The organism is Kocuria flava, from assembly GCF_001482365.1.
Lineage (GTDB): Bacteria > Actinomycetota > Actinomycetes > Actinomycetales > Micrococcaceae > Kocuria > Kocuria flava.
Window position 1 is genome coordinate 670318 of the sequence record NZ_CP013254.1, and the last position, 13258, is coordinate 683575.

Consider the following 13258-nt stretch of genomic DNA (forward strand, 5'->3'; position numbering starts at 1 on the left):
CGCCAGAGCTCGTCAAATCCTGCTCGAGCATGCCGCCGGCTCATTTCGTCGGGGTGCCATCGCCACGCTGTTGCCACCGCGTGATCGAACGAGCAGTTGCACCTGGTGATGCACACCTACGTGGAGCACAGGATCCCCAAGGTAAAGGCGTGGTGTCAACGGTCAGCGGGACTTCCCGGTGGGCGGTCAGGTGATCTCCCCGTCTGCGGACAGCTGATCTCCCTGTCCGTGGTCAGTTGATCTCCCTGCCGGTGTCAGTTCAGTGGGACCACCCCGCGTCCGGCGGTGGCTTCGGTGAGCCGCAGCGAGGTGCCCTCGGTGATGATCACGTGGGCGTGGTGCAGGAGCCGGTCCACGGCGGCGGTGGCCAGGGTCTTGGGCATGATCGTGTCGAACCCTGCCGGATGGATGTTGGAAGTCACCGCGAGGCTGCGGCGTTCGTAGGTCGCGTCGACGAGGCGGTAGAAGGCCTCGGCGGCGGCCTGGCCCGAGGGCAGCATCCCGATGTCGTCCACGACGATGAGCTCGGCCCGGGTGATCCGGGCGATGGTCTTGGCGATCGAACCGTCCACCCCGGCCCGGCCGATCGCGGCGGTCAGCGACTCGAGGGTGAACCAGGAGACCCGCATGCCGGCGTCGATGACCTGGTGGGCCAGGGCCTCGAGGAAGTGGGTCTTGCCGGTGCCCGATGGCCCTGAGATCGCGAGGTTCTCCGCCCGGCCCACCCATTCCAGGGTGGCCAGGGCGGACTGGGTGGGGGCCGGGATCGAGGAGTCGGCTTCGCGCCAGGAGGCGAAGGTCTTCCCGGCCGGCAGGCCCGCGGCCTTGCGTCGGGCCGCGCGGGTGGCCTCGTCGCGGCCACGGGCTTCCTCGGCCAGCAGCACCCGGAGGACCTCGGTGGGGTCCCAGCGCTGGGAGCGGGCGGTGGCCAGCACCTCGGGGGCGGCCGCGCGCAGGTAGGGCATCCGCATGCGCTTGAGCACCGCGGCGAGATCGTCGGGCAGCGGCGGCGCTGCCGGGGCGGTGGCCGTGTTCATTGAGCGGTCTCCTTGGTGGTGGGGGTTGTGCTGGTTGTTGTGCTGGCGCCGAAGGACGCCCAGGCGGCGGTGCCGGGCTGGGCGGAGTGGGTTTCGTCGGCGGCCACGAGCCCGGCGGCGGTGGCCCCGGTGGCCTGGTGATCGCAGATCGCGGTCAGATCACCCTCGCCGAAGCGCCCGGCGGCCGCGGCTACCCCGAGGGCGGCGTCCACGGGCCCGTCCCCGATGAGGGCGGCGAGCTCAACGGCGGCGGCCATCTTCGCCCGGATCCGGGTGGCCCCGGCCGCGGAGGCCTCCACCAGCCACGCGTGCGCGCCGGCGCCCAGGGCCAGGAAGTCTTTCTCCGCCGCGCTGCGGGGCCGTGGCCGGGGCGGGCGTGGGGCGCCGGTGGGGTCTTGGGGGTGGTCGAGGTAGTGGGCCAGGTCGATCCGTGGATTGCCCGGGGTCGAGAGGCGGTGGCGGGCGACCTCGGTGAGCCCGGCCCTCCCGGCCGCCCAGACCGGCATCGTGGGGAGGACGTCGAGGTCGGCGACGACCACCAGCTCCTGCCCGGCGACCCGCACCCACACCTCGGCCCCGACCAGGCCCGGCGGGGTGGAGTAGCGCACCGAGCCGAACCGGATGGTCTGGTCGGTGCCCACCGTGCGGGTCACCCCCAGGGCGGTGGTGTGCGGGGCGGTCGGGGCCACGTGCAGGCGTTGCTGCTCCTCGACCAGCGCCTCGGCGGGAACCCGGGCGGTCTCCCGGTGGGTGCGCCCGTTGACCTTGGCGCAGAACGCCGCGCAGGCGGCCTCGAGTGCGGCGAAGGAGGCGTAGTGCTCACGCAGGTTGGCGTCAGTGGGCACCAGATCGGCCTTGGCGATGCGCACCGTGGACTCCGACCCGCCCTTGGACTGCGGGTCATACGGCACGCAGGTGTGCACCTGGGTGCCGTAGTGCCGGCCGGCTTGAACGATCTGCGGGTGGCGCACCGGCACCCCGGCCACGTGATCGACGGTGACGGTCCTGGGGTTGTCGGTGAGCACGTAGGTGGGCACCCCGCCGATGAGGGCCAGGGTCGCATCCAGGCACCCGATCAGCGTCGGGAGGGTCTGGTCCCAGACCGGGATCACCACCCGGTACCGTGACCACGCCAGCCAGGCGCAGAACAACCAGGTGCGCCGCGGCGTCCCGTCCACCCCGGGGACCTTCGGGCCTTCGCCCCAGTCGAACTGCAGCCACAGACCCGGCTCGGTGATCCAGGGCCGGTAGGTGCGCCGGTGCCCGGTGCGCCAGGCCGCCTTCACCTGCGCCACCGCCCGGCGGGTGGTGCGCTCGGTCCCCGGGAACCCCACCGCGACCAGGCGGGCGTGGACGACGTCGGCGCGGACCGTGCCCTGGCTGCGCTCGACCCACTCCTCGATCTTCGGCAGGTAAGCGTCGATCATCCGGGGCCGGCGGCCCGGCCCGGTCACCGGCCGGCCCGCATCCCGGGCGGCGGCGTAGCGCCGGACCGTCTTCGGATCCACCCCGGCCAGGGTCGCGGCCGAGTGCGCGGAACCGGTGGCGTCATAGGCTTCGAGAATTTCCATGATCTCCCTGTCAGACTTCTTCATGCGTCCCTCCGGCGGGTGATGGCTCAAGGTGGTCAGAGACCTCGAGCGAACCCCCGGAGGGACGTCTGCGGAGGGACCGACACGAGCCCGGCCCCGGGGGCCCAGGACAGGGAGATCAGCTGTCCGTCAGCAGGGAGATACGTGTCCGCCTACAGGGAGATTGGCATGTCCGCTAGCAGGTGCTCACCTGCCTGCGAATGGGCCGGTGGGACCGGACCCGTCAGGGCCTGGTGCTGCCGGACGGGCTGATCCATCACCACGACGCCGGGTCCCAGTACACGGCGCTGCGCTTCACCGAGCATCTGGCCCTGGAGGGGATGGCGCCGTCGATCGGTTCGGTCGGGGACGCCTACGACAACTGCCTCATGGAGTCGATCATCGGCCTCTACAAGACCGAGTGCATCCGCCCGGGCCCCTTCGTGAAGGGCCCGCTGAAGACCGTCAGCGATGTCGAGTACGCCACGATGGCCTGGGTCGACTGGTACAACACCCGCCGGCTGCACTCTAGCCTCGGCAACGTCCCACCGGCCGAGTTCGAGGCCGCCCACTACGATCAGATCACTGCGTCCCCGCCGGAGACGCAGCCCGTATGAAGACGGCAGAGAAGCCGAGACGGTTCACCTCAAGAGGGCGAGGAGCCCTACCCCCGGTTCGTGGACACGGGGTGTGATTACGCGGCGGTTGCCAGCGTAGCGGTGTAGCCGGTCTCGTAGGCGTTCGGGGGCTGGTAGCGGCACCAGGTATGGCGGTGCTTGGTGCTGTAGTGCGTCAGCCATCTGAAGACCTGGCGGCGGCAGGCGAGCTCGTCGGGCCAGGACACGGCGTCTTGAAGGGCCTCGCGCGTGAGGGCGGCGTTGAACGATTCTGCCGGCGCGTTGTCGGCCGAGGATCCCACGGCTCCCATGGACCGGGTGACACCGAGGTCGGTGCAGAGCCTGGCGTAGTCCGTGGAGGTGTAGACGCCGACCGACCCGTGATCGCTGTGGAAGATCGCTCCAGCCGGGCTGCCGCGGCTCGCGGCTGCGGCCTTGAGCGCGTCTTCCAGGAGGCTGGTGCGCATGTGGTCGGCGATCTCCCACCCGGCGAGCCGGCGGCTGTAGCAGTCGATGACGGTGGCCAGGTACAAGTTGCTCCCATCGGCCAGCGGGAGGTAGGTGATGTCGCCGATGTAGCGGCGGTTGGGCATCGGTGCGGTGAAGTCCCGCTTGAGCAGGTCGGGGACCTTCGCCTCGGCCTGGTCGGGGATGGTGGTGCGTATGCGCCGCTTCTTCACATAGCCGGCGATCCCGGCCCAGCGCATGATCCGCGCGACGCGCTTGTGTTTGACCCGCTCACCGTTGATGGCGCCGTCGTTGAGTTCGGCGGTCATCCTCTGCGCGCCGACGGTGTTGTCGCCAGCGTGGATTGCGCGGATCCGTTGGGCCAATGCCGCGTCCGTGGCAGTCCGGTTGGGACGGGCGGCGACGTGGAGGTTGCCGCCCTCAAAGTTCGCTGGTGCGGGCGCGAAGACGTGTTGATGACCGGGTCCAGCGCAACAGACCCAGAATTGTGATGATCCCGCCGATGCCTCCGACGATCATGCCACCCAGCAGCCACACTGCCAGGGGATCCGGGCCGCCGGTATTGCTGCCTACCCCTGTCATGGTGCCGCCCAGGAAGCCGAAGAGCGGGGCGAGCACCATGGCTGATCCGCCGAGGATGGCCATTTTGATGCCTCGAGAGCGGTCGGTCAATGCGGAGTTTGGTGACCTGCGCTCGGGCGGTATCGCGTCGGTGTTACTAGGGGTTTCTGGCACGTGTTGGGAAGCCATGGGTCGCTCCTATCCACTATCCGGACCGATCCGGCTGGGGCGTGCTTTCAGCGGGAGGTCGTGAGGTGCCGTTGCTGTTCGCGTGGAAGTGGTCGACGAGGTGGGGCAGTTTGTCGATGAACGGGCCGACGATGTCAATGGGCAGGGGAAAGACCACGGTGGAGTTCTGATCGGCGCCCAGCTCCAGGAGGGTCTGCAGGTAGCGCAGCTGCAGGGACGCGGGATTGCGGCTGAGGGTCTCAGCGGCTTGGCGTAGCTCTTCGGAGGCCTGCAGCTCGCCGTGGGCGTTGATCACCTTGGCGCGGCGTTCGCGTTCGGCCTCTGCCTCGCGGGCCATGGCCCGTTGCATGGCCTCGGGGATCTCGACGTCCTTGATCTCCACCACGTTGACTTGTACACCCCACGGTGTGGTTTGAGCGTCGATGGTCCGGGCGAGGTCCTCGTTGAGGTCCGCCCGGTGGGCCAGCAGGGTGTCCAGGTCGGCTCTGCCCACCACGGATCGGAGGGTGGTCTGGGCGATCTGGGAGGTGGCCACGGCGTGGTTCTCCACGGCCATGACTGAGCGCACCGGATCGGTGACCTGGAACAGGACGACGGCATTGACCCGGGCGGGCACGTTGTCCTTGGTGATCACCTCCTGCGGGGGAATCGTGAGGGTGACCACGCGCAGGTCCACCCGGACGAGCTTGTCCAGGCCGGGGAGCAGGAGGCACAGCCCCGGGGTGAGCGCCGGCCGCAGGCGCCCCAGCCGGAACGCGACGCCGCGTTCGTACTCCTTGAGCACACGCGCCGAGGCCACCAGCACGCCCAGCACCAGCAGGGCGACGATGACGCCTGCCACCAGCCACGCGCTCATCGGTTCCTCCCCCTGCTCCGTCCGGTCGGCGTCTGCTCGCCGGGCCGGTCGGCCGTCGACCGGTCGCTGCGGTACCGGATCGGCGGTGCGGCGGTGCGACCGGCGACGGTGTCATCCAGCGTCTCGACCTTCACGCCCACGGGGAAACCGGCCGGAGACCGGCGCAGATGGGACCACAGCGGCCAGCTGCTCAGCGCCACCAGGACCACGGCTCCGCCGAGGACGACCAGCTCAGTCGGGGTGCGGTGCTCCAGCATCATGGCCAGCGGCCAGGCGACTGCGAGGACCGCCACCGCACAGGCGATGCCGCGGTGGAAGCGCTCGGCCTCTGAGGCCGGCCATGGGTCCACGTTGCGCCCGATCTGTCGGCCGTGCGGGGAGGTGGTGCAGGTGGACTTCACCGGGCAGGCGTTGCACACGGTGGGGGAGGCCCGGTAGCGCATGACCCGGTTGTCCGGGTCGAAGGACTGGGGCCACAGCCAATGGTCCTGGGGGCACTGCCAGGCGTCGTGGTCGGCGTGGTAGGTGAATCCTCCGTGGTGCCATGCTGCGGCCCGGGCGGCGGCCCGGCGGGCCATCTGGTCGACGCCGAAGGCTGCGGCCAGCAGGAAGAGTGCGTACCCGACGGCGAGCCATACGGTCACTTCGACATGACCCATCACGGGGCTCCTCCGGTTCGCCCCGGATCCTCCGGGGGCTGGCCATCCCGGATCCGGTCGGATCGGTACCGGGACGGGGGCAGCGGGCCGTCGGCTGGTCCGATGCCGGGTGTGGCGTTCACGGGCTGTTCCTCCACGAACAGCGCCTCGACGGGGACGATCTGGGTGGTGGGCCGGATCCCGTGCCGCAGGCCCAACCAGGTGATCCACAGGAACGGCAGCACCCCGCCAACGATGAAGACGAGGTCCCCGGGCAGTCGGATCCACTCCAGGGCGGCGTTGCCGGGATTGGTGAGGTATTGCAGGGTGCGGGCTTCGTAGTAGCCGTCGTTGACGGAGTGCCACAGCTGCACCACGCCCAGGGGTAGGAGGGTGGCGAAGACCATCCACGCCAAACCCAGGTTGAGGGACCAGAACGAGATCTTCGCCAGCCGGTCCGGCCACCGCTCGGGCGGGATCAGGTAGCGCAGGGCGAACAGGGCCAGGCCCACGGCCATCATGCCGTAGACGCCCATCATCGCCCCGTGGGCGTGGTTGGCGGTCAGGGCCGTGCCGATCTGGTAGTAGGAGACCACCGGCAGGTTGATCAGGAAGCCGAAGACGCCGGCGCCGAGGAAGTTCCAGAATCCCACGGCCACGAGGAACATCACGGCCCACCGGTGTGGAAAGGGTGCCGAGGACCGGGATTCCTGACGGGAGCCCAGTTGCAGGAAGGTCCAGGCCTCGACGGTGAGGAAGGTGAGCGGGATGACCTCCAGTGCGGAGAAGAACGCGCCCAGAGCCATGTGCTCCACCGGGGTGCCGGAGAAGTACAGGTGGTGCATGGTGCCCAGCACCCCACCCACCGAGTACAGGATGACATCGAGGAAGATGATGGCGATGGCAATCGGACGCCGCACGACCCCGAGCATCACGAAGATGTAGGCGACCATGACAGTGGTGAACAGCTCGAGGAAGTCCTCGACCCACAGGTGCACGACCCAGAACCGCCAATAGTCGGCCACGGTCAGATGCGTCTCGGTGCCGGCGAGCATCCCGACGGCGTAGAAGGCCGGGATCGCCAGCCCGGCGAAGAAGAACAGCCACGGCATGTTGGTGCGGTGCTCGGTCTTGAGCCGGGCGCGGATGCCGCGGTAGAGGATGGCGATCCACAGGAACAGCCCCACCACGAGCAGGCCCTGCCAGACTTTGGGCAGATCCAGGTATTCCCACTGCTGGTCCCACAACGGTGAGCCCTCGGCCCACTCGACGCCGAAGACACTCAGTGCCGAGCCGAGGATCGTGCCGGCCACCACGACGGCCAGAGCGCCGAGCAACCCGTAGGCCAGCCAGTGCTGGCGCTTCGGTTCCCGCCCGGAGATGTAGGGGGCCAGGAAGATCCCGGCGGCCAGGAAGGAGGCGGCGGTCCACAACAGGGACAGCTGCACGTGCCAGGTGCGGGCCAGGTTGAAGGGCAGCAGCTGGGCGAGGTCGAAACCGAAGAAGCTGGTCAAATCCGACCGGTAGTGCTGGATCGCTCCGCCCAGCAGCGCCTGAGCGAGGAACATCAGAGCGACGATGAAGAAGAACCACACCGTGGCCCGCTGTGCGGGGGTGACCTCGACCTCGCCGGGTTGTTTGAATGCCAGGGCCGGGGCCTCGTTGGCGTGCCAGCCCAGTCGCTGGCTCCACCGCCCGTAGACGGCGAACAGCGCGCCGATGCCCACCAGCAGCGCGGTCAGGGACAGCCCGCTCCACACGAGGATGTCCGCGGTGGGCCCGTTGGCCACCAGCGGCTCGGGCGGCCAGTTGTTGGTGTAGGAGTAGTCGTGCCCGGGCCGCTCAGCCGCGGCCGCCCACCCGGTCCAGGCGAAAAAGGCGGTCAGGTCATGGATGTCGGCCGGATCGGTGATCGCGTTCGGGACCAGTCCGTGGCGGGTGTCGGGTGCGCCGAAGAAGTCCCCGTAATGGGTCTGGAGCTCCTCGAAGGCCGCCACCTGCAGGTCGGTGAGCTGCAGGGTGCCGGTGGCCTCGTCGTAGCGGTTGCTCCGCAGCATCTCGGTCAGCGTGCCCTGCGGGTCCTGCACCCCCGAGGCCTCGAGCTCCTCCAGGATGTAGGTCGCCGACCGGCGCAGGTAGTCGGCGGTGTAGTCCGGGCCGAGGTAGCCACCGTGGCCGACGATCGACCCGTACTCCTGCAGGCCGCGGCGCAGGAAGATCTGTTGGCCCTCGGTGATGTCCTCGCCGGTGAAGACGACCTGGCCCGTCTCGTCCACGACACGTTCGGGTTGAGGCATCGAATCCGTGTAGGTCCGGAAAGCCAGGAAACCCATGATGAAGAAGCCGAAGACCATGACCAGGGCCACACCCTGAACCCATCCCTTGGCCACTGGCGAGTCGGCCGGACCACGCAGGCTCGAAGACGTCATCTCAGCCATGAGGGTTGTCTCCTCTACTCGGACTACGGGTTCACCGTTTCACCTGCAAACTTTGTGCTGCCGCTCAGGGCAGGCGATTAGGCGGCACGCTACATCAGCCCAGGTGAAGGGGAACATGATTGAGATCATGTTCCCCGGGATGTGGTGCACGTAGATTGAGGCCCTTGAGGTCAATGGCCGCCGTAGCACTTTGGGAAGACTCACTTCCTCGCACGTCACGATGGCACTGGCACTGGAGGACAGCTTGACCATCTGCAATCCCGGGCTGAGTCCTGGGACGCGAAAAGGGAGAATCGAAGGCGGTGGCTCCGCTCCTGGCGCTCTTCACTGGGTGGAAGCAGGAGGGGACGCTGTTGTCCCGCTGACCGTGGCGACGACACATGAAGTACGTACGATCACCCTGATCGAAGTCCTGCGGATCATCATGCGGTGAAATGCGCGGGACACCTATCCCTCGGCCACTGCTGACAGGCGTGAACGATCGAGAATAGTTGTCCAGCGACGCCCGGTGTCGACAATGCCATCATCACGGAGACGGCTCATCACCCTGCTCACCGTCTCGGGGGTCATTCCCGTCAGAGCCGCCAGATCGGTACGTGTCAAGGGCACCTCTAAGGCGATCTTCTCACCCTGCGCATCACCGAGCTTGTCGGCCAAGACCAAAAGCGCGGCAGCAACACGTTGCTCGACGTTGTCCGCCGACAACCGGCGAATGGTCTCCTGGGCCTGGTCCAAACGGTGAAGTACCTCATCGAGAACGGCCAGAACCAGCCGTGGCTGGCGCCCCATGGCCTCCTGAAAAGCCCTGGCTGGTATTTCCAGGGCACACGCATCAGTCAAGGCCACGGCGCTGTCCGGGTACACAGCCTGCCCCAAGATGCCCAGTGTCCCGCACCCCTCGCCGGGCCCCAGAATGTTGAGCATGACTTCCTGGCCGTGGACCGAAGGACGGATCAACTTCGCCGTACCCGAAGCCACGACGAACAGGCTGGTGGCGTTCTCGCCATATCGGTAGATGAACTCCCCGGCGCGGTAGCCACGCGCCTGCACCTGCGCCTCCAGGTCAAAGATCTCGGCCATCGTCAACCCGTCGAACAGAGGCATGCGTCGCAGAACTTCCAGACGCACCGGACGCGGACACACGTGGGGAGCCCTGGACCGCTCGGTCAGCGGAAACCGCCGTCGCTCTCGCACTACCCAACCACCCCCCTGGCGCGCGCTCACTACCCAGCCCGGCGACATCACGCCCGTGGCACCGTCCTATACGACCATGCTGGGCATAGGCCTTCGGACAAAGTCTAGGGAAGAAGCCATGTTGTTGATGCGGGCCGGGGTCCGGGAAGCCGTGAAGCCGGTCTGGCGCCGAATGCTGTGGGCGTACGGTGGAATCCGAACGACGCGATTCGGTGACCAGGTGAGCGACCCGTCCCTGGTGCCGTCGCCCCCACCTGGCCAGAAGGGAACAGCATGAGCACCCCCTCCCATGCCGAGGACCTGCAGGGGCCGCCGGCGCGGATGGCCCCGGATGCTACCCCGGTGTCTGCTCGGCGAAGGATCCCGTTGCGGTCGACCTGCGCGCAGCCCCACGCGTGTCCGGTCCCGGTGCGGATGCGGGTGCTGTCCCGGACACCGATGTTCGCCGGGCTGGTCGAGGAGCAGCTGGCCGACATCGACCGGAGGATGACCTCCCTGTCCTGGGCTGAGGGGGACGCGCTCCACGTCGAGGGCGCACCGGCTGAGCACCTCTACCTCGTGGCCGCGGGACGGGCCAAGGCTTACCGGACCGCCCCGAATGGGCAAGAGGTCGTGGTGGAGCTACTGGGGCCGGGAGACCTGTTCGGCGGGCTGCGCACCCTCGGCCAGGAAGCCTACGCCGAGACTGTCGAGGCTTTGACCACCGTGTGCGCCCTGCGGATCGGCGACGATGCGTTCCGCCAGATCCTCGGCGAGCACCCAGAGGTGGGGCTGCGGGTGCTCGAGGACACCACAGCGCTGCTCGCCCAGGCCCGCGCCGACGTCACCCGGCAGTCCACGGGCACCGTGGCCGAGCGACTGGCGGCGGTCCTGCTGCGCCTGGCGGAGAAGTTCGGGGAGCCCGCCCGCGAGGGCGGGACCTTGATCGAGCTGCCGCTGTCGCGGGCGGATCTGGCGGGGATGACCGGGTCGACTCCGGAGTCCGTCTCCCGGGTGATGAGCCGGTGGCGCAAGGACGGTGTCATCGACGCCGGCCGCCGCTGGACTGCCGTGCGTGACCCGCGCTGGCTGGCGGAGATCGCCGGAGCGGAGGCCTGACCCCCGAGCTTCGCGGTTGATTGACGCCCGTCATGGTCCGAGGACCCGGCCCTTCGTAGGTTGGAGACACACCCGATGAGGTGAGTACTCCACAACAGGGAGAGGAACCACCACCATGACCACCACCACAGCCACCACCACTCACACGGTCCTGCGCGCCGAGGGCTTCTCCTGCCCCTCCTGCGTGGCCAAGATCGAGAAGCGCGTCGGGCGTCTGAAGGGCGTCGACGCGGTGAAGGTCCACTTCGCTTCGGCCCGCATCGAGGTCGACCACGACCCTGCCCACGTGAGTGTGGAGGACATCGTCGCCGCTGTTGCCAAGGCCGGCTACACCGCCCGCCCCGCCGCCTTCTGACCCGCCGCACCCACAGCCCGCGCCGCTGCCGGGACCTCCCCAGGAGGTCACGGCAGCGGCGCTCTTCGTTGCCCGCCGAGCCGGCGCTCATTGGCCCTTCCTGCGATCGTGCGGTTGATTGATCCCCGACATGTTCGGGTCCGTGGGCTGTGCGTAGCGTCGTGAACAAGCCCCCATCAGGGACGAGAACGGTTACCAGGAAGGACGGACATCATGAACAGGGTGCAGAGGTGGATTTACGGCCGGTGGGCGATCCCCGCGGTTGCGGGGGTGCTGATCCTCGCCTCGTTCGTCGCCTCCGAGGTCGTCGGCTCGGTCCTGTGGGCGGATGGGCTCATGCTCGCCGCCGCCGTCGTCGCCGGCAATCAGATCGTGGTCAAGGCCGTCCGGGCGATGGTCGCCCGCATGGTCGGGATCGACCTGCTGGTGGCGGTCGCCGCCATCGGGGCGGTCATCATCGGCAACTACTGGGAGGCCGCCGCGGTGACCTTTCTCTTCGCTGTCGGCCACGCCCTCGAATCCGCCACCCTGAACAAGACCCGCTCGGCGCTGGCCGAGCTCGTCGCGGTCGCCCCGGACACCGCCGTGGTCCTGCGTGACGGGGAACAGGTGGAGGTTCCGGCCGCGGATGTGGTGATGGGTGAGATCGTGCTGGTCAAGAACGGGGCCAAGGTCCCCGTCGACGGCCAGGTCGTGGCCGGCACCGGTGCCGTGGACGAGGCCTCCATCACCGGGGAGTCCATCCCGGTGGAGAAGGCCAAGAGCGACCAGGTCTTCGCCGGGACCGTCTCCCGCGGCGGGTTCCTGCAGGTGCTGGCCACCGGCATTGGCGCCGATACCACCTTGGCCCGGATCATCCACCGGGTGGAGGAGGCCCAGGACGCCAAGGCGGCCACCCAGGCGTTCATCGACCGGTTCTCCACCTGGTACACCCCGGCGATCATGGTCCTGGCCCTGGTGGCCGGGTTGATCACCGGGGACGTGGTGCTCGCCCTGACCCTGCTGGTCATCGGTTGCCCCGGAGCCCTGGTGATCTCCATCCCGGTCGCCATCGTGGCTGGCATCGGCCGCGCGGCCCGCAACGGCATCCTGATCAAGGGCGGGGAGTTCCTGGAGACCTCCGCGAAGATCACCGCCGTCGCCGTCGACAAGACCGGCACGCTCACCGAGGGCCGCCCGCAGCTGACCGACGTGGTCGTGCTGGACCCGGCGCTGGACCGCGCGGGCGTGCTGGGCTGGGCCGCGGCCGCGGAGGTCGGCTCCGAGCACCCCCTGGCCCGCCCGATCCTCGACGCCGCTGCGGCCGAGGGCGTGGGCGCCTCCGTGGTCCCCGAGGCGGTCGACCCAGTCCCGGGCAAGGGCATTGTGTCGACCACTGACGGGGTGCGGGTGCTGATTGGCAACGCCGCGTTGCTGGAGCAGTACGGCATCACCGACCCGAAGGCTGCAGCTGCGGCCCAGAAGCTCGCCGCGGCTGGGCGGACACCCATGATCGTGGCCGTCGACAATGCCGTGATCGGTGTCATCGCCGTGGCCGACCAGGTCCGCTCCGACGCGGCCGAGATGGTGTCCCGGCTCCACGAGGCCGGGGTGGAGAAGGTCGTCATGCTCACCGGTGACGCCCCGCTGGTGGCCCAGGCCATCGGCCACGTCACCGGCGTCGACGAGGTGCGTGCCGGGCTGCTGCCCGAGGACAAGCTCGAGGCGGTGGCGGCGCTGCAGCGGGAGGGCCACGTGGTGGCCATGGTCGGTGACGGCGTCAATGACGCCCCCGCCCTGGCCACCGCGGACATCGGCGCGGCCATGGGCGCGGCCGGCTCGGCCGTGGCCGTGGAGACCGCCGACATCGCGCTGATGGGCGACAACCTGCTGAAGCTGCCCGAAGCGATCGGGCTGGCCAAGCGCACCGTGACCGTGATGCATCAGAACATCACCGTCGCCCTGATCACCGTGGTGCTGCTGCTGGCCGGGGTCTTCGCCGGCGGGGTCACGATGTCGATCGGGATGCTCGTCCACGAGGCCTCCGTGCTGATCGTGATCGCCAACGCCATGCGGCTGCTGCGCCGTGCCCAGGACACCACCCCCGCGACGGGCACCACACCGGCCGCCCCGGCCACAGACCGGGTGACATCCCGGTCCTAGGACACCACCGTGGCGGGCGGCCCCACACCAGGACCGCCCGCCACGGGGAGGAACGCACCACCAGTCCTGCCCGGCCCCGGGCGGAGAGACCACC

The 13258-nt window shown here is 69.0% G+C and carries 10 protein-coding genes and 2 pseudogenes; 4 read left to right on the top strand and 8 right to left on the bottom strand.

Annotated features, from left to right (window positions below):
* Positions 1 to 254: 254 nt before the first annotated feature.
* Positions 255 to 1037, bottom strand: coding sequence for an IS21-like element helper ATPase IstB (gene istB, locus AS188_RS03105; RefSeq protein WP_058857611.1), 783 nt, complete (start codon positions 1035 to 1037; stop codon positions 255 to 257).
* On the bottom strand, positions 1034 to 2632 hold the full coding sequence (istA, locus tag AS188_RS03110; RefSeq protein ID WP_211268311.1) for an IS21 family transposase: 1599 nt from the start codon (positions 2630 to 2632) through the stop codon (positions 1034 to 1036). Before istA ends, istB begins: the two co-directional genes overlap by 4 nt.
* 179 nt (positions 2633 to 2811) lie before the next feature.
* On the opposite strand from istA, the pseudogene AS188_RS03115 reads away from it, so the two are divergent.
* A pseudogene (locus tag AS188_RS03115) lies at positions 2812 to 3225 on the top strand (integrase core domain-containing protein); the annotation flags it as partial.
* 77 nt (positions 3226 to 3302) lie between these two features.
* Here the strand turns inward: AS188_RS03115 and AS188_RS03120 are convergent.
* From AS188_RS03120 to AS188_RS03140, 6 genes and pseudogenes are all read right to left on the bottom strand, one after another.
* Positions 3303 to 4091 (bottom strand): annotated as a pseudogene (locus AS188_RS03120) (IS3 family transposase); the annotation flags it as partial.
* Between the two features lie 22 nt (positions 4092 to 4113).
* The gene (locus AS188_RS16795; protein ID WP_143467403.1) at positions 4114 to 4443 is read right to left on the bottom strand and encodes a hypothetical protein; all 330 of its coding nucleotides are present in this window, start codon (positions 4441 to 4443) and stop codon (positions 4114 to 4116) included.
* A 16-nt stretch (positions 4444 to 4459) separates the two neighbouring features.
* On the bottom strand, positions 4460 to 5299 hold the full coding sequence (locus tag AS188_RS03125; protein ID WP_058857614.1) for a slipin family protein: 840 nt from the start codon (positions 5297 to 5299) through the stop codon (positions 4460 to 4462).
* On the bottom strand, positions 5296 to 5958 hold the full coding sequence (locus tag AS188_RS03130; RefSeq protein ID WP_058857615.1) for a hypothetical protein: 663 nt from the start codon (positions 5956 to 5958) through the stop codon (positions 5296 to 5298). The genes AS188_RS03125 and AS188_RS03130 overlap by 4 nt, the downstream gene beginning before the upstream one ends.
* Complete coding sequence (locus AS188_RS03135; RefSeq protein WP_058857616.1) at positions 5958 to 8375, bottom strand: nitric-oxide reductase large subunit; 2418 nt, start codon at positions 8373 to 8375, stop codon at positions 5958 to 5960. Before AS188_RS03135 ends, AS188_RS03130 begins: the two co-directional genes overlap by 1 nt.
* Before the next feature lie 447 nt (positions 8376 to 8822).
* Complete coding sequence (locus AS188_RS03140; protein WP_058857617.1) at positions 8823 to 9479, bottom strand: Crp/Fnr family transcriptional regulator; 657 nt, start codon at positions 9477 to 9479, stop codon at positions 8823 to 8825.
* A gap of 504 nt (positions 9480 to 9983) precedes the next feature.
* Between AS188_RS03140 and AS188_RS03145 the strand changes: the two genes are divergently transcribed.
* The 3 genes from AS188_RS03145 to AS188_RS03155 all read left to right on the top strand — a co-directional run bounded on the left by AS188_RS03145 (position 9984) and on the right by AS188_RS03155 (position 13164).
* The gene (locus AS188_RS03145) at positions 9984 to 10667 is read left to right on the top strand and encodes a Crp/Fnr family transcriptional regulator (protein ID WP_236945038.1); all 684 of its coding nucleotides are present in this window, start codon (positions 9984 to 9986) and stop codon (positions 10665 to 10667) included.
* A 115-nt stretch (positions 10668 to 10782) separates the two neighbouring features.
* Complete coding sequence (locus AS188_RS03150) at positions 10783 to 11022, top strand: heavy-metal-associated domain-containing protein (RefSeq protein WP_035964356.1); 240 nt, start codon at positions 10783 to 10785, stop codon at positions 11020 to 11022.
* A gap of 213 nt (positions 11023 to 11235) precedes the next feature.
* Entirely contained in the window at positions 11236 to 13164 is a 1929-nt protein-coding gene (locus AS188_RS03155) for a heavy metal translocating P-type ATPase (RefSeq protein ID WP_058857618.1), read from the top strand.
* Positions 13165 to 13258 lie beyond the last annotated feature (94 nt).